This window comes from Aquiflexum sp. TKW24L, assembly GCF_023502205.1.
GTDB lineage: Bacteria > Bacteroidota > Bacteroidia > Cytophagales > Cyclobacteriaceae > Cognataquiflexum.
In genome coordinates this window covers 169632-186471 of the sequence record NZ_JAMFLG010000007.1, presented here as the reverse complement: position 1 = coordinate 186471, position 16840 = coordinate 169632, and the positions used below count along the sequence as shown (strand labels likewise).

At 40.1% G+C, this 16840-nt stretch carries 17 protein-coding genes; 11 read left to right on the top strand and 6 right to left on the bottom strand.

Going from position 1 to position 16840, the window contains the following annotated elements; genetic code table 11:
- Positions 1-339 precede the first annotated feature (339 nt).
- From M3O96_RS07185 to M3O96_RS07170, 4 genes are all read left to right on the top strand, one after another.
- Positions 340-918 carry a hypothetical protein gene (locus M3O96_RS07185; RefSeq protein ID WP_249719648.1) on the top strand — a complete coding sequence of 193 codons (579 nt, stop codon included), beginning with the start codon at positions 340-342 and terminating at the stop codon, positions 916-918.
- 228 nt (positions 919-1146) lie between these two features.
- Positions 1147-1641: a QcrA and Rieske domain-containing protein gene (locus M3O96_RS07180; protein ID WP_249719647.1), complete on the top strand. Its 495-nt coding sequence runs from the start codon at positions 1147-1149 to the stop codon at positions 1639-1641.
- Positions 1641-2192, top strand: coding sequence for a YceI family protein (locus M3O96_RS07175; protein ID WP_249719646.1), 552 nt, complete (start codon positions 1641-1643; stop codon positions 2190-2192). Before M3O96_RS07180 ends, M3O96_RS07175 begins: the two co-directional genes overlap by 1 nt.
- 17 nt (positions 2193-2209) lie before the next feature.
- Positions 2210-3085: a DUF5777 family beta-barrel protein gene (locus tag M3O96_RS07170; RefSeq protein ID WP_249719645.1), complete on the top strand. Its 876-nt coding sequence runs from the start codon at positions 2210-2212 to the stop codon at positions 3083-3085.
- Here the strand turns inward: M3O96_RS07170 and M3O96_RS07165 are convergent.
- Positions 2987-3760 (bottom strand): hypothetical protein, encoded by a 774-nt coding sequence (locus M3O96_RS07165; RefSeq protein WP_249719644.1) that lies wholly within the window; start codon positions 3758-3760, stop codon positions 2987-2989. The genes M3O96_RS07170 and M3O96_RS07165 overlap by 99 nt on opposite strands.
- A gap of 252 nt (positions 3761-4012) precedes the next feature.
- On the opposite strand from M3O96_RS07165, the gene M3O96_RS07160 reads away from it, so the two are divergent.
- Positions 4013-4927: a helix-turn-helix transcriptional regulator gene (locus M3O96_RS07160; protein WP_249719643.1), complete on the top strand. Its 915-nt coding sequence runs from the start codon at positions 4013-4015 to the stop codon at positions 4925-4927.
- Between the two features lie 200 nt (positions 4928-5127).
- Here M3O96_RS07160 and M3O96_RS07155 read toward each other — a convergent pair whose 3' ends face one another.
- The 4 genes from M3O96_RS07155 to pxpA all read right to left on the bottom strand — a co-directional run bounded on the left by M3O96_RS07155 (position 5128) and on the right by pxpA (position 9000).
- On the bottom strand, positions 5128-6639 hold the full coding sequence (locus M3O96_RS07155) for a DUF4301 family protein (protein WP_249719642.1): 1512 nt from the start codon (positions 6637-6639) through the stop codon (positions 5128-5130).
- A 65-nt stretch (positions 6640-6704) separates the two neighbouring features.
- Positions 6705-7565, bottom strand: coding sequence for a 5-oxoprolinase subunit C family protein (locus M3O96_RS07150; protein WP_249719641.1), 861 nt, complete (start codon positions 7563-7565; stop codon positions 6705-6707).
- Positions 7558-8268 carry a 5-oxoprolinase subunit PxpB gene (gene pxpB / locus M3O96_RS07145; RefSeq protein WP_249719640.1) on the bottom strand — a complete coding sequence of 237 codons (711 nt, stop codon included), beginning with the start codon at positions 8266-8268 and terminating at the stop codon, positions 7558-7560. The genes M3O96_RS07150 and pxpB overlap by 8 nt, the downstream gene beginning before the upstream one ends.
- A 6-nt stretch (positions 8269-8274) precedes the next feature.
- Complete coding sequence (pxpA, locus tag M3O96_RS07140; protein WP_249719639.1) at positions 8275-9000, bottom strand: 5-oxoprolinase subunit PxpA; 726 nt, start codon at positions 8998-9000, stop codon at positions 8275-8277.
- Positions 9001-9575: 575 nt separating this feature from the next.
- Between pxpA and M3O96_RS07135 the strand changes: the two genes are divergently transcribed.
- From M3O96_RS07135 to M3O96_RS07110, 6 genes are all read left to right on the top strand, one after another.
- Positions 9576-9920, top strand: a complete 345-nt coding sequence (locus M3O96_RS07135; RefSeq protein ID WP_249719638.1) for a hypothetical protein — start codon at positions 9576-9578, stop codon at positions 9918-9920.
- A 186-nt stretch (positions 9921-10106) separates the two neighbouring features.
- Positions 10107-10976 (top strand): NmrA family NAD(P)-binding protein, encoded by an 870-nt coding sequence (locus M3O96_RS07130; protein ID WP_249719637.1) that lies wholly within the window; start codon positions 10107-10109, stop codon positions 10974-10976.
- A gap of 201 nt (positions 10977-11177) precedes the next feature.
- Positions 11178-11531, top strand: a complete 354-nt coding sequence (locus M3O96_RS07125) for a hypothetical protein (protein ID WP_249719636.1) — start codon at positions 11178-11180, stop codon at positions 11529-11531.
- A gap of 76 nt (positions 11532-11607) precedes the next feature.
- On the top strand, positions 11608-12753 hold the full coding sequence (locus M3O96_RS07120; RefSeq protein WP_249719635.1) for a hypothetical protein: 1146 nt from the start codon (positions 11608-11610) through the stop codon (positions 12751-12753).
- A 236-nt stretch (positions 12754-12989) separates the two neighbouring features.
- Positions 12990-13847 carry a phytanoyl-CoA dioxygenase family protein gene (locus tag M3O96_RS07115; protein ID WP_249719634.1) on the top strand — a complete coding sequence of 286 codons (858 nt, stop codon included), beginning with the start codon at positions 12990-12992 and terminating at the stop codon, positions 13845-13847.
- A 24-nt stretch (positions 13848-13871) separates the two neighbouring features.
- Positions 13872-15152, top strand: coding sequence for a polysaccharide pyruvyl transferase family protein (locus M3O96_RS07110; protein ID WP_249719633.1), 1281 nt, complete (start codon positions 13872-13874; stop codon positions 15150-15152).
- A 186-nt stretch (positions 15153-15338) separates the two neighbouring features.
- Here the strand turns inward: M3O96_RS07110 and M3O96_RS07105 are convergent, their stop codons facing one another.
- Positions 15339-16712, bottom strand: a complete 1374-nt coding sequence (locus M3O96_RS07105; RefSeq protein ID WP_249719632.1) for a serine hydrolase domain-containing protein — start codon at positions 16710-16712, stop codon at positions 15339-15341.
- Positions 16713-16840 lie beyond the last annotated feature (128 nt).

Here is a 16840-nt window from a genome sequence, read left to right as displayed (position 1 = left end):
TGGTGAAGTAGGAAGAAATAAGTACGAAGTATGAGTCACAGTTTTCAATGGTCTGGTGGTAAGAAACGCGATGCTGTTACTTGTCAACTCGATAACCTGACAACGCGCAGCAGACAACAATTACAACAACTAGAACCATAAAAACAATTACAACTAATAAGAAACCGAGACCAATAACCCGATAACCTGATAACTCAACAACGCGAAGCAGACAACATTTATAACAACTTGAACCATTCCAACTGATTAAAAACAGATTCTTGAAACTGGACAACCCAACATTACGCACAGCAGACAACAATTAAATTCCTATATTAGTGACATCAAATTTCAACAGCCGTGGATTTAGGAAATATTGTATATATCATCGCCATCATCGCTTATTTTATCTATACAGCGACAAGGAAAAAAAGGAACCCTGAAGAAATGGATCAACCTGATTTGCCTGAAGGTCAAGAGGAGAGGAGAAAACCCGCTTCCTTTGAAGACCTGTTGAAAGAAATTCGCCAAGGGCAGGGACAAAGGGAAAAGGACCTTGTGGATAGTGGTCAAGGGAAATCTACCGAGCAATTCCCCGGAAGGAATGAAACGAGAACCTTTGAGCAAAAAAAACCTAGGCCTGTAACGCAGGTCAGAACTTTTGAGCAACCACAACAAAGGAACCTTCAGGAAGTCAAAAAAGTCAAGCGGTATGAGAATTTTGAAGGGGTAATTGAAGATAAGAGAATTCCTGAGAGAGTCAAACTAGCGGATCAGGAAAGAATCCATGGTCATTATGAAGGAATCAAGTCTTCTATCGCAGTAGAATCTTTGGATGGCATTGATGAAGAAAACAAATACAAAACCTTGCTGAGAAACCCAGAATCAGTCAAAGATGCGATCATTTTAAGTGAAATTTTAAACAGAAAGTATTTTTAATTTTCCTTGAATTTTTTTGACCTCTCTTTTTTCCAATTGATCATATTTGATAAGCTTTTGAAAAATAGATTTTTTGAATCTTCCCCGATCGCCCAAAGCCGCAATTTTTTAAAGTCCATATACCCGAACTTTCATAATTTTTTTTTTCAAAAACAACTGGAGCATTTTGGTGTTTTGTTCTAAGTTTTATCACAATCCAAAATCCATTATAAGCCCCTATATCTGATTATGAAAACATTGACAGAAATCAAAACAGGTGAATTGTCTACCGCAAGGAGAGATTTTATCAAAAAGTCAGGTGCTTTGGCCGCTATGTCCCTATTTGGGGTAGCTTTTTTTACAAGTTGCTCTTCCGATGATCCTGCTCCGGGACCAACCAACCCTCCTGCAACAGGCAACGGAATTACTGTAACAAGCAGTACGGTAACAGTCAACCTTGATCTTGCGACTGCCTTAGCAACAGCAGGAGGTTGGGCTTTGGTGATTGAGGCAAAAGTCTTGATTGTCAATCTTGGAAACAACGCTTTCAGCGCTTTGACCTCAGTTTGCACCCATTCGCAGTGTGACAGAAACTGGACCTTTGGAAGCAATATTTTTACTTGTACCTGTCATGGTTCGAGATTCAATACCGAAGGTGTAGTACTTAATGGACCTGCCATACAGCCATTGAGGTCTTACGCTACGAGCTTAAACAATAGGACACTTACAGTAAATCTTACCTGATGAAACGGTTATTGATATTGGCATTAACCATGAATTTTTTGATGCTCCCGGTAGAAACCTTTGCCCAAGCATTTAAAACAGAATCCGGTACAGTGGAATTTCTTTCAAAAGCCTCTTTGAATGAATTCACAGGAGTCTCAAATACTCTGAATGGATTAGTGGATTTGGATAAAAATATGTTTGATTTTTTTATTGATCTGAATACCATTAAAACCGGTATTGGATTAAGGGACAAACACATGAGGGAAAATTATCTGGAAACGAAGAAATTTCCCTTTGCGGAATTTACCGGAAAGATAGATGCCTTACCCAATCTGACCAAAGGTCAAAGTCAGAATGTTACGGCCAAGGGAAAGTTCAAAATCCATGGAGTAGAACGGGAAATATCAGTTCCGGGAAAGCTAACTATGGTTTCAGAGAATGAAATGAAGCTAGAAGCAAAATTTAAGGTTATGCTTTCAGACTATAACATCGACATTCCAACAGTGGTATTTTATGAGCTTTCGGAAGAACAGGTTGTAACCATAGAAGCCATTTTGAAAAAGAAATAATCCTAACCCAATCATTTATGAATTTAAGATATTTATTCCTGCTAGCGGGGTTTGTGTTTACATTCCCCGTTTTCGGTCAATTGGAAAGAAAATTGGCTTCAGAAAAACAAGATGTTGATTTGATTTTTCATGCTCCGAGGCATATCAATTTGCTGACAGTAGAGCCCTTGGACAAAAAGGCTCTGCATTTTGCTATCATGCATACTTTTGGAACTTTGGATGGAGGGATTCAGGAATTGTGGGGCTTGGATAATGGAGCCAATATCCAGTTTAGTTTCGAGTATGCTTTAAGCGATAAATTTTCCCTCGGTGCAGCTAGGCAAGGCCTTGACAAGGTCTATAATATTTATGGAAGGTATCATTTGTTGAAACAAACTCAAGACAATCAAATGCCATTTTCCCTTTCTCTTATGGGAGGTGCAGCTGTCAATACCTCCAATTATGAGTTTTTGCAAAACGATGCGCCCGACTTTATAGAAAGGACATCTTATGCATTCCAAGTGATGGCTGCAAGGAAATTCAATGAAAAATTGAGTGTTCAAATTTCTCCCATGTTGGCCTACTTTGTCGATCCCAATCCGATCTTTTTTATTGAAGGGGATCAAAACCTGTATCTTGCCTTAGGATTTAGTGGAAAGTATAAAGTTACAGGAAAGTCTTCGCTGACACTTCAGTGGATTCCAAACCTTAATAACGACCTGAGAAATAATGTAGGTTTTGGAATTGATCTAGAAGCCGGAGGTCACGTTTTTCAAATGTATTTCGTGACATCCCAATTCCTCAATGAGCAGTATTTATTGGCAGGCGGCAATGGCACTCTCGGCGATGAATTCCGTATCGGCTTCAATGTCAACAGGATATTCGCTACCGGGAGAAAGAAAAGAATGCAATAAACCTTCGACGGTTTTTTTTCTAAATGTTCTGGTTTGGATCCATTCATCTTCAAATTCATCCACAATTTGGAAGGTAGAAGAGCTAATCCATGATTCAAGGGAGGTAATAAATTCTTGCTCTGCAGGATAGGCATGTCTGTAATATTTGTAGATAAAAACTTTAAACTCACCTGGGCTTTGGCCCATGACTTTGTTCCAATCGGATACCTGACAAAGATTTTCGGGTTGATAAGGTAAATCTCCCAACAAAACTTCTTTACTGAAGTAAACAAAGTTATTTGTAATGATAGGAATCTGACTATCAGTGGCTAATACATATTGGTTGAAATTGTTTTTGAAGTGGGAGTAATTTTTGGTCTGAACTTGAAAGTAGAAGCTTGCCACGACAGGTATGATCATCAAAAGGACAAAAACAGGTTTGAAAAATTTATTTTCGGAAGCAAAAACATAAAACATGCCCATGCCTGTGAGGTAAGCACCCATTTTCAAATCATTGAGCAAAAAAGCCACAAAAACCCCCAATGCAATCAAAACAGAAATTCTTATTTTCCAATCGGGTTCTTTCAACCATCCTTTTGCCCCCATAGCCACCAAAACTGAAAGTGGCCCAACCAAAATTATCAGATGTCTAGGATTTATGTATATGGGATTATAAAACTCTAAGGTTGAGCTCATAAGCCAAAAATCGATAATTAGACAAAGTGCAGCCATTGTGAATTCAAAAATAATTTATTCTTCGGACCTTATTCCAATAACCATTCCAGAAATTGAAAACACAATCCAAATCCAAAATGCCCCCTCTACCAATACCTTTAGCTACTTCCTATTAAGTAATACAGGTGTTGGGGTTGTTTTTGGGACATTATGTGTCAATCAATAATTTCTTATTTCTTAAAAGTAGTATCTTTTGGCTATAAATTCAATCCCATGGCCCAAGCGAATACTATAGAACAACAAAAGATTCTCCGTGTTTTTAAACTCATAAACCTCCTAAGGGGAAATATCGGAAAAAACGTCCACAGATTGGCCGAATCCCTTGATACTGACTCCCGGACAGTTTACCGATATTTCAAATTATTGGAGGCTTTGGGTTTTGAGATCGAAAAGCAGCATTCCAAATTCAGGATTGTGGACCGCGTGGAGATTCCCATTGAGCATGTTTTTGGTACTTTCAATGAGGAAGAGATTGGGTTTATGAATGAACTGATTAACAAAAGCAGCCAAAAAAACCTGCTGAAGGATTCTATTCTTCAAAAAATCAATATCCGATCAGATTTTAGACAAAGTGTCAACCAGCTTTTCAATGCCAACTTGGGAATTTTTGTAGACCTGATTTCACATGCGATCAAGGACCAAAACCAGGTTATCCTGAGGGATTACTATTCGATGAGTTCGGATTCCGTGACAGACAGGTTGGTAGAACCGGTGGCTTTTAATAAGAATTTCGACTCCATCTATGCTTTAGAAGTGGAATCAAAAGAGATGAAAATGTTTAAAATTGAGCGGATAGGAGAAGTTTTGTTGACTTCCAAAGTATTTAGATACCAATCCTTGCATCAGCCATTGGAGCAGGGTTTGTTTGGATTTTCCGGCAAAAGTCAGTTTACTGTTCACCTCAAACTTACCAAAAAAGCCTATCAACTGATGATTGAAGAATATCCGGATGCCAAGCCCTTTACTTTTACCAAAAACCGAAACCAATATTATTTTGATGGAAAAGTGCCTCAGTTACCGGGATTGGCTCGTTTTATCCTAGGCTTACCCGGAGAAATTAAGGTGGTAGAAGGGGAGGAGCTAAAAATGTATTTAGAAGAGCAGCTGGGAAAAGCTAAATTTTTTTAGGGAGATCTGAGAAATGAGACGAGAGATACGAGACTTTTTCAGCCTTAGTTGGGAAGTGCTTTTGCAGATAATAGGTTGCTTTGTTACTATCCCATATCTTTATTCCAACCTTTACGGAGGTCGTTGAATTGGTTCCTTTGATTTTAAAGATTTGAGACCGGCTTTGCCAATCTCAAATCTCAAATCTCACATCTTTTTTCTCACTGATGCTCATCCCTCAATAAATCATTGACAGTCTTCACAGGATTGAAGGTAATCAGAGGAACTTCCACGAATACGGTATTCCATCCTGCCATGGCGCCATTCCACAATCCGGGTAATTCCAATGCCTTCAGGTCACGGCCGCTTTTTGACTTTTCGGTGATGAAACCTGTCCGCATGTCTCTGAATTTCAACAAGTCAAATTTCTTACCCTTGTAATCCTTCGTGGCACAAACCAAATCTACAGGATTGAAGTGCGTAGAGGCAGAGAATATCTCTTTGTGCTTTGCATTGGTGAGGTCAATCTGTGCAGTTTCAGCGATCTGAAGTGAAAGCGAACCGTCATCCTCTTTCACCCAAAAAGGTCCACCTCCGGGTTCCCCGGTATTCTTGACCATCCCGCAAACGCGTAATGGTCTGTTAAGTTTGTGGTGGAGATATTTGCCTTTTTCGGCTATACTTTTTCCTTGATATGAATCCGGCAAGATTCCACCCAAAGAGTCGGTCACGACTTTCTCGGCAAAGGAAACGGCTGCATTATCCATATTCTGATCCAGTTTTTTCAAGGCTTCGAAGACTTCTTCCTGAATCTCGAGCAACAGTCCACCAATCGCAATCTTATATTCCTTGGTAGTTTGCTTCAACCTGTCTGGAACTTCATTGTCAATATTTTTGATAAAAATTACATCACCATCGATGTCATTTAGGTTTTCAAGCAAAGCACCGTGTCCAGCCGGTCTAAACAATACGCTGCCATCTTCCTCGACAAAGGGCTCGTTGTCCATCGTTACCGCAATCGTATCGGTGGATTTTTTCTGCTGCGAATAAGTAATATCGAATTGGACGCCATATTCCTTTTCCAACTTTGGCTGAACTTCGGAGATCAGTGCTTTGAATTTTGGTTCGTGGTCCGGAGAAACCGTAAAATGAAGCCTGATGGTATTGTCTTTCCCAAGACTGTACATCCAACCTTCGATCAGGTGTTCGTAGGCAGGGGTTCTATTGTGGTCGGCATATTTGTGGAATTTCAATAAACCTTTGGGGAGATTTCCATAACCTAAACCCGAGTCATTGAGTAGTGCTGAAATGATTTTTTTGTATTCTTTATTTGTCAGCGCCTCACGGATGCTTGAGCCTTCTTTTTTGAGGGTTTCATCCAAGTCTTCATAGAAGGCAAACTTTTCTATGTGACTGATGAATTTGTCTACAAACTTACTTTTGGCAAGGTCGCCATCGCCCTCCACAAAAGAAAAAAGGTCTTTGAACATCCTCGTCGCCGCGCCGCTGGCAGGGACAAATTTGACCAATTCCTTCTGTTTGGCTTTTTCAGGATAGGTTTTCTGAAAATCGTCTAATTCTGCATCGGTCAATAATTTGATCCCATCACCGATGGTAGCTGCCCTTTCAATGGGTAAAAATGGGAATCCTTCTTTGAAGTTATTGAGCTGGTCTTTTGCATTTTCAAGGGACATACCCTGACTTAAAATCCGCTTTTCAAGCTGTGCGTTCATGGTTGATTGGTTATTGGTTTAAAAACTTTAATATATACATTGAAAATATAGCATGGAAGTTTTTTCTAGATACTAAAATTAATTTTATCACCTGGCCTTTTTTGTGAGAGGATATTGAGGGAATTATTTTCCACATGCAGGATCCTAGGATACCCACCGGTCACCTGCGCATCCCGCATCAGGATAATGAGGTTGCCGTTTGGAGTCAACTGAACTGTACCGGGATAAACAGCCGCAGTCAAGATAGGTTCGACTTCATTTTCTATCGTTTCTACAAGTTGATATGCCATCCTATTGACCAAAGTGGAAATGGTAAAGGACTTCTTCATGATTCTGTTTTGTAAAAGCTTGGGTAATTGTTCCCATTCAGGTCCTTTGAAAACTTTGATTTCGCCATGTTTGAACCAGTTGAGGTTCATTTTGGCATGTGAACCCAAAGCAGGGTAGAATCGCTCCTCAGAGAGGTAGCAGATGGAATCACTTTTTTCAATTCTAAATTGTGGCGTAATTCCCGGATACCAACTTCTGCTTTCTGCTACGATTTCGGTTTCAAAACCTCCCTGAATTCCCATATATAGCCATTGGCCTTTTCTGAATTTTCTGATATGAACCACATCGTCTTCGATGATGTCTAAAATTTTGCCTGCTTTTACCTGTTTGTCATTATGATAAATGTCCGCATCAGCCCCTGCAAAAACTACCCGCGTGGCCAACTCAAAAACCATCTTGGCACCTGGACCACCCATTTCCAAAACCGAATCATAAAATTGGTTTTGAAGCAAAAAATTTGCCTGCGTCATCGAAAATCTATCCATGACGCCCGAATAGGGCACGCCGTACCCCGCCATTCCAAACCTCCCAAGGTCTTGAACCGTGGTCATTAACCCAGGCTGGACAAAATGGATATAGGCGGGTGTCTTAATCATGATGCCAAGTATAGAGTCCTTGATGGGAGAATTGTTTGATTTCTTCAAAAACTTCCTTGGAGATAGGTTCAAAATTGATCTTGTCTCCTATGGCCGGGATTACCGGAACTTCTTTTGAAATATCGAAGAGCCTGATAGGGCAATTTCCAATGGCATGCCAACCTCCGGGGCTTTCGGCAGGGTAGATTCCGGTTTGTTTTCCTCCAATGGCCACGGTTCCACCTGGCATTGCCCGTTCTGGAGAATTCTTTCGTGGTGTATGAAGTTTTTCAGGTAAGCCTCCCAAATACATAAATCCCGGTAAAAATCCGTAGAAATGAAGTGTGTAAGTAGCTTCTGAATGGAGCCTAATGATTTCTTCCAAGCTGATTTTGTGGATCTGAACTAGTTTTTCTAAATCTTTACCATACTCTGTGCAATAGCAGACTGGGATTTTCCAAGTTTTGGAAGCAAAATCACTTATTAGCGTTGGTAATTGATGGATCTCCTCCAGAATATCTCTACAATCCTCCTCGGTGATTTCTATCCTCAGTTTTAGGGATAAAGTGTTGAATCCCACTCTGATTTCTCTGATACCATCTGCGTACTCTTTCTCAAAAAACTGTTTTACCTGCTGTTGTTCTTGGAGAATATCAATGGAAATTACTTGAGGCCAGACGAGTTCTATCAATTTGCTGTGAATCCTAAAAATCCTGATGTCCATAATTTATTAGCCAAAATTTGTCCTAATGCCCTTCAAAATCTCCAATGCCGATGGATTGTCTCCATGAACGCATAAGGTTTCTGCTTCAATGGGTACCAAGCTCCCAGTAATGGTTTTGATTTTTTTTTCATGGACCATCCATCCAACATGTTCTATCACTTCCTGAGGGTCAGTAAGCAATGCTTTTGGTTTACTTCTGTCTACCAAGGTCAGGTCGTCATTGTAGCTTCTGTCTGCAAAAACTTCCCTTTTGATTTTGATTCCTGATTCGTTAGCGATTGTAGCCGTAACAGAATTTGGAGGACAATACAGACAGGCATCAGGAAAATTTTCTGCCAACAAATTGATAATCACAAAAGATGTGACTTCGTCTTTTGCTGCATGATTATACAAAGCGCCATGGGGTTTGATGTGGTTCATTTCAATTTCTTCCGCTTGGCAGATCCTTTCAAAAAATTGGAGTTGTTTCAAAATGATGGTGCTGAGTAGCTTGGGATCCAAGGCCATGTATTTTCTGCCAAAATTTTCCCGGTCAGGATAGGAGGGATGGGCACCGACTTTCACGCCGTATTTCTTTGCTGACCTGATCGCTTCAATGATGCTTCTTTCATCTCCTGTGTGGCCCCCGCAGGCAATGTTGCAGCTGTCAATAAATGGCATCAGCATCCCGTCATTTGCCAGTCCTTCCCCTAAGTCACAGTTGATATCAAATGGAAAATGGTTTTTGTTCATTAGGATAAAAGTAATAAAATTCACTTTTAAATTGTGAAGTTTTGCAAACAGAAATCTGAACGGAAAAAAGTGGATTTTGAATTGAAATGACATTATTTGAAAACATGGCAAAAGTAAGTTATAAACCTATATATACTTCGAAATAATCAGATCTAGTCCATGATAGAAGTTTTGCGCAGCCACATCACCAATAAGTGGAAATAACCTTGAAAACCTAAATTTGCTTCATTCCAATTTCAAAAATGCCAAAACAAAAAGAAATGAAGTATGAGTGCAGCAGGAAAAAATCTTTCCAGGCCCACCATGAAGGCCTGCCGGGCAAGGGTCGAATTCCTTGAAGTGGTATAACATACGTCGACAAGATTGTGAAATAACAAACCTTTTGCAAACCACAAAACCACCTGCTTAAACAGGGAAATAAAATCAAACGACATAAGGGAATCGATCCCTAATTTAGGTTTTGAACATTCTTTTTTTATAAAAATTTCAGTAATCCCTGTAAGGGAACTTAACTATAGTATGACAACCTTTGCGAACGGCTTTGATTCTATAGGCCGCATCAAAACAAAAATAATATGGAATTTTTTATAGGTATCGGTATTGTAGGTTTTCTGATTGCTTTATTATTTTTTCCTTTGGTATACTTTACTCGAAGAAGTTCGGACATCAGGCTGTTGGGTGACAGCATCGAATTGCATTATCCGATGCGGAAAAAGGAAATTTATCTCAACCAAGAGCTTAAAAGCTGGAACTTGCAGGAAGCCAGGTTCCTTTGGATAGGTCAAGTTTATTCCATTAATATCGAGCTTGAAAGTGGTAAGTGGCACCATGTGAACACCCGATTCAATAGGGAAACCTTTGAAAAAATTTATACTTACCTCGATACCACTTATTCTGACAGACGAAAAAAGGATAAATAAGCTATATGGTTGTTTTATGCTTTTTTGCCTGTAGCCCAAAATTCTACAACCCTGGGCTTAAAAATTTGCGTTTTACATCGATTTCAAAAGAACGACTTTGTTTCCTATAAATCAGATAATTGAATAGCGTATCTTGAGGACATACAATCTGATTTTATTTTTTTAATCAGCCCGAATAGCAACAGTATGAAAAAGCAAGTTTTGGTCACCGGTGCCACCGGAAACGTTGGATTTGAAACCATCAAGTCACTTTTGAGAATAGACCATGATCTGGAAATTGTGGCTGGGGTCCGGGATGTGGAAAAAGAAAAGGCCCGATTCAAAGGAATGGATATCAAAGTAATCCCTTTTGACTTTGAAAGGCAGGATGGTTTTGGCCAAGCATTGTACGGTATTTCTATTTTGTTTTTATTGAGACCGCCTCAGATTTCTGATGCCAAGAAATTCTTCCAACCATTGGTGGATGCAGCCAAGACTGCCAAAATTGAGCATATAGTATTCCTGTCTGTTCAGGGGGCAGATAAAAACAAAGCCATTCCCCATTACAAAATCGAACAAATCATTCTGAAAAGTGGCATCCCTTTTACATTTCTCCGCCCGGCCTACTTCATGCAGAATTTTTTGACAACGCTGAAAAAGGATTTGGTTGAGAAGAATGAGATCTATCTACCTGCAGGAAAAGCTAAATTTACTATTGTTGATCTTATCGATGTAGGCGAAGTAGGAGCGAGGATATTGAGCAAGCCTGAGATGCATATCAACCAAGCTTACGACCTTACCAATCAGGAATTGCTCACTTTTGGAGAAATGGCAGGTCAATTGACTGAAGTTTTGGGAAAGAAAATTACATTTCGGTCTCCAAATCTCGTTTCATTCTATATCAGAAAAAGGAGAGAAGGCACACCTGCTGTATTTATTTTGGTGATGGTCATGCTACATTTCTTCCCGAGATTTCAAAGGCCCTCTAAAAATTCTGAAGCTATCGAAAATATACTAGCCAAAAAACCAACTACTTTTAGGCAGTTTGTCAGTAGGGAATCAGGGTCTTTCAGGTGATTTTGGGTTGGATATTAACTTGGTAATTTCCACAATCCCCATCTTTTCTCCTTGTAAGGTTAGCCTTGATGTTTAAGAAGTGTTGGAGACAAAAGGATATTTAAAAGAATCTTTGGATTCAAATACGAATTATTCCTATTTTTAGTATTGTCTCTACCGAAGCATGTGATACATAAAGCCCTAATACTGATTATTTATTTTGTGTGTCTTGCTAGAGTTTCTTTTTCCCAGGAACAAGATTCGGTTTTGATCAGCGGAGCCTCTTCGGCCTTTGACCTTGCATCGGTCAATTCAGATTCGGCCTACCATATTGCCAAAAAAGTCTTGAAGCAATCCGAAAACAAGGGATTCACCAGGGGAATGGCAAATTCCTACAATGCTATGGGTTGGGCCTACATGCATCAGGGCAAAATGGATTCCTTCCTTCTGTTTCTTCGTGAGGCAAAAAAACTTTTCCAGAAAGAATCTTCTGATTTTGATGTTTTTTACCAACCTATTTTATATCACCCTATTAGGGTATTGCAAGTATTGATTCATTTCGATAATTTTACTTAAACCAGTTCAGACGCAATTAAATCTGTACAGGATATGAAGGTTTTTTAAAATTCCCCATCATTTAATTTTATCAGTTATGAAAAATGTTAGATTTCTGTTCTGCATAGAAGATTTAATTAAGTCTCTGCTTTTGCTCCTAATCTTGGGTTCTTTTGGCTGCTCGGAAGAGGAAGATCCAAACAACGTTACCAATCCCAATATTCCTGTTATGACCAAACTGGAAATCACGGAAACCTCCCCTGAGATTGTTTTTTGGGGAGAAGAAGTTACTATTACCGGCATGGGGTTTAGCAGTAAGCTTGAGGATAATTTTGTTTGGCTCAAAAATGAAACAGCTTCATTGAGTAGCTGTCCTTCTGATAATAGGAATGATTCCACCGGATGGAGGAAAGCAACTGTCCTGAAGGCAACTCCGACCTCTCTTACTATAAAAATTCCATATAAAACCGCAGCTCAGAATGGAGGAAAAAGAGCTTGTGGCGTGGTCGATCCTAGTATAAGTATATCTGCAAATGGAAAAACGGTAGTTTCCAAGAAGATCAAACTCCTTGGAATACCTTATATTTCAAGCATTTGCTACACCAATTCAGGATTCCAAGGTTCAGGAATAATTCCCGGGAAGGAACTTGAGAATCAAATCAGCATTCCTGGTATCGGTGTATATGGTTCAAGCTCAGGTATTGATAACAAAGTAAAACTGCTTGTCAATGGTGCTGTAATTCCTCTTACAAAGATTGAAAGTACCGGTCCCACCAATTGTGCTAGCGGTTACAAATTTATTATACCAATAGAATTTTCTACGGGTATTTGCACGCCCGATCCGATCCGTCCCGGTAGATTTTCGACGATGATGGATTTTGTGGCATTCATTGAAGGGACAACTATCAAATCAGAGATATTTTCTTATCCTGTCCGAACATTCCCTGAGGAAAGTATAGAGTCGTTTGCGGCACAGAGAGCATCGAAAGGCGCTGGAGGCAATCCCGAAATCAAAATCAAGGGAAAAGGACTGAATTGGTACAAAGAAGCTAGATTTATCAGTACCAATAGTGCAGGATGTCCCATGACAACAATTGGACCCGTATCGAATGTAGCAGGAACCGAGTTGACGGTTGGAATTCCGCTTGCAAATATGACTGCAGGTTGTACCTACCAGATCTCTCTAATCAATACCTGCGGTATTTCTACAGGACAAATCGGCCAGGTAATTATTGACCCTTAAGCATAATTGAGGTTGATTTTTTTGTAATCTCTTATGAAACTGTCAATGATACACCAAGGGATTGATCTGATATTTGTATTTGAATTGCCATTTGAATTCAAAAGGTTGTTGAATCCGCATCAAAAGCAGATTTCTACTTTACTAACATGTGTCGAAAAAAAGTGCCATTTTAATTTGAAAACAATGTAGATCCTATGGTTTATGATTGGTAATTTTAATAATAAAATTACTTCTCCATGACCAATCCCGAATTAACCCCCAAACAAGTATCTGACTACAAACGTGATGGCTATATCCTGATCAAGGGATTTTGCTCCAAAAACGAGGTGGACAAAATGTACCAAACCGCTATCGAGGACGATGCCATGAGAAAAAATGCGCTCGACCTCAATGACCTTTCGGGCAAGAAAACCAAACTTTCACTGTGGTTCAAACCAGGAAATGATGTTTTTGGATACCTGACCAGAAGCCAAAAAATGGTAAATGCTGTTGCTCAATTGCTGGATAGCGACGCCCCAGTTTGTCATTTCCATTCCAAGTTGATGCAAAAAGAGCCGAAAGTCGGAGGTGCTTGGGAGTGGCATCAGGATTATGGCTATTGGTACAAAAACCAGTTCTTGTTTCCTGACCAATTGATGAGCGTCATGGTGGCCTTGACAGAAGCTAATAAGGAAAACGGTTGCCTGCAGGTCATTAAAGGTTCGCACAAATTAGGACGTGTCAACCATGGATTTTCCGGGGAGCAAGTCGGTGCTGACATGGTGATGGTGGAGAATTCCCTCAAAACCATGGAATTGGTTTTTTGCGAAATCCAGCCCGGTGACGCCTTATTTTTTCACAGCAATTTGTTGCATCGCTCAGAGGCTAACCTTTCTGATTATCCTAGGTGGTCCATCATTTCCTGTTATAATTCCCAATCTAACCTAGCCTATAACGAGACTTCCACTTCTTGGAAAATCCCAGTGGATATCGTTCCGGATGAAGCGATCCTCACTTGGGAAGCGGATTCACTTTCTTCAGCAGATTTTTTGAAAAAGGAAAATGATCCTGCCTTGAAAGAAACAGGTTGGGAAAAGGATGTGAAGTCTGCCTAACTTATCCATTAATACCTATGCCTCATGGAAAATCTGACTAGAAGAAGATTAATTAAAAATGCTGGACTGATTTTTTTTACCACGTTGTTTGAACCTTATTTCGGCTTTTCAGCGACACCAAAAGCATCTAAGACCATCTTATTGGTTTCGGGATGGCAGGATGTGAATATCGGGGATATTGCCCACACCCCGGGTTTGCTGAATGTTTTCCAAACCTTTATGCCTGATACCAAAATCATTCTTTGGAAAAGAAGCAAAGGAGAACAGGTCGGCAAGCTTCTCAAAAAGAATTTTCCGAACGTAGATATCATTTACGGCAATGTCGACAAGGACAAAAATGTGGAAAATCCTGAGGTCATGGAAGCTCTGAAAAATGCTGATGTGATGGTTCATGGATCAGGGCCCTTATTGGTAGCGGCTGATAATTTGGCGTTTTGGATGAAGCATACCGACAAGCCTTTTGGGGTTTTTGGTACAACACTTCAGAATCCAAGTGAGGATCACCAAAGTATTTTGAAGAAAGCAAGCTTTATTTATACACGGGAGACGCTTTCCATTGAGCATCTCAAAAAAGCAGGAATAACGGGTGACCACATCAAGTTTGCTCCGGATGCGACTTTTTTTATGGATATCAGAAATGATCAGAAAGGAGATCAGTTTTTGAAAGAGGCAGGTCTGGAAGAGAAGAAATTCATTTGTGTGATTCCGAGGTTGAGGTATACGCCTTATCATCAATTCAATCCCAATAACAATGGTTGGTCGGAGGCCAAAATCAAGGAAGTAGAAACTGTCAATGCTGCCAAGAAAGAAGAGGACCATGCAAAATTGCGGGAGGCCATGATCGCTTATGTCAAGGAAACGGGCAACAAAGTTTTGGTCTGCCCAGAGATGACCTATCAGGTGGATATCATGGATGAACTGCTGATCGATCCGCTGCCAGCTGAAATCAAGCCCTTTGTATTAAAAAGAGGTTATTGGTTTCCTGATGAAGCAGCTTCAGTTTATCGGAAAACCCTTGCCGTGTTGAGTTTTGAATGCCATTCCCCGATCATCGCAGCGGTGAATGAAACGCCTTTCTTTTACCTCCGCCAACCAGAGGACACGATCAAAGGACACATGTATTATGACCTTGATTTTGACGATTGGGTTTTTGAAATTGAGCAAACTAAGGGAAGTCAGATTACAGACAGACTACGTGAAATCTGGACTGACCTTCCTGCAGCCCAAGCCTACTTGAAGAAGAGCATGGATCAAGTCAGCGACATCTACAAACAGCGTGTGGAAAGTGTTATGGAATTAAGCTAGTAGACGGAATTTCATTTACAGACAATTTAAGAGCGCAGCAGCATAGAATTATTAGGAAGAAATGTAAGATAAATCCACAACTCCTACAATTCAATCATTTTCTATTGAGCTTTGTGGGACAAGATTTTTATCACTGAGAGCTTAGATAGCTTTCAGATTGATTCGACAGACTTATTTGTTTTGAGATCAAAGAAGTAAATTGATGACATTTGATGCAAAATCATTCATGCTGAATTCTCCTTTGGGGGTAAAGCCAAGCCGCACAATAACCAAATCCTTGGATGGGATGACTAAGATCCACTGTCCTTCAAATCCTCCCGCATAAAAAGCATCATTGGGGAGTTTGGAGAATAGCTTATCCTCAGCGTTGTTTGGATTGCCGGCATTTAGCCACCATTGTGCCCCATATTCACCTTTCGGAGCTACTGTGCCTGGAGCAGTTGCAAATGTCACCCATTCTTCCGAAAGGATTTGTTCACCTTGCCATAAGCCTTTGTTCAGCATCAATAATCCCAATCTTGCAAAATCCCTTGCAGGTGCAAATACAAATGATGAGCCGACAAAAGTCCCGGATGCATCTTTTTCCATGATGGTATGGTGCATCCCGATTTTATAAAACAGACTTTCATAAGGGAGTCTTTGGTAGTCTTCCTCACCAAGTCTGTTGCGCAAAATTTTTGAAATGATGTTAGTGGTGCCGCTTGAGTAGTAAAAGTGTGTTCCGGGTTCATATTTGAGGGGTTTAGAGGCAGCAACCGCTGCAGCGTCAGGTTTGAGAAAAAGCATATTGGTGGCATCGGAGACACCTCCATAATCCTCCACCCAGTCCAAACCATTGGTGGCTTGAAGCATATTTTTAAGGCTGATGTCCTTTCTTTCATCCGACCATTCTGGTAGAAGTGCGTTTTGTTCCAAGTTTAGGATCTCTTTGTCTACTTGAAGCCCTACAAGGGTACTAATGATACTTTTTCCCATTGACCAACTTGTATGTTTCGTCCCAATGTCATGGTCATTGCCGTAGCCTTCAGCTACCAAGTTTCCTCTGTGCAAAACGACAATCATATGTGTCAAATAGCTTTTTCTGATAGAATCCTCAAATTCAAAGTTGATCAAATCCTGAATCTTCCTGTAATTGGGTAGGTTCATAATAGAATCATTCAGCTTGTCCCCGTTTGGCCAACTTACGGTGTCCTGACTCCAATTGGGTTTTGGAACTTCAAAGTATTCCTGATTTCTGACTTCTGCTTCTTCCAAACCTGACAACAATGTACATCCCTGACCTTCGCGGTAGATAGCAACTCTTTGCGCTAATCCAAAAACGCTGCCTGTCACTTTTTTCCCATCCCGATCTACTTCAAAATCTCCAAGGCTGATCGGGAAAGCCCTCAATTCCTGACTCATCACCGATTTTTCGTTCCGCTCTACAAGAAAAATGCAACTGCACATGATTTTGGAACCGTAGGAACTGATCAGGGGAAATGATTTCCAAGCATAATTTAACCCAAAGCCTAATCCCAAGAACAAAAGCAATAGGAGGGAATAGATGATTTTCTTTTTCATAAAAGGAAGTATTGAGTGGATAGGATAAAATAAACGGATACTAGAGGTTTGCGAAAATCCTAATAGAACGATTTTCTTTTGGGAAATTAGTAAAGATTATGATTACATCCATGACCTGATCAAGAATC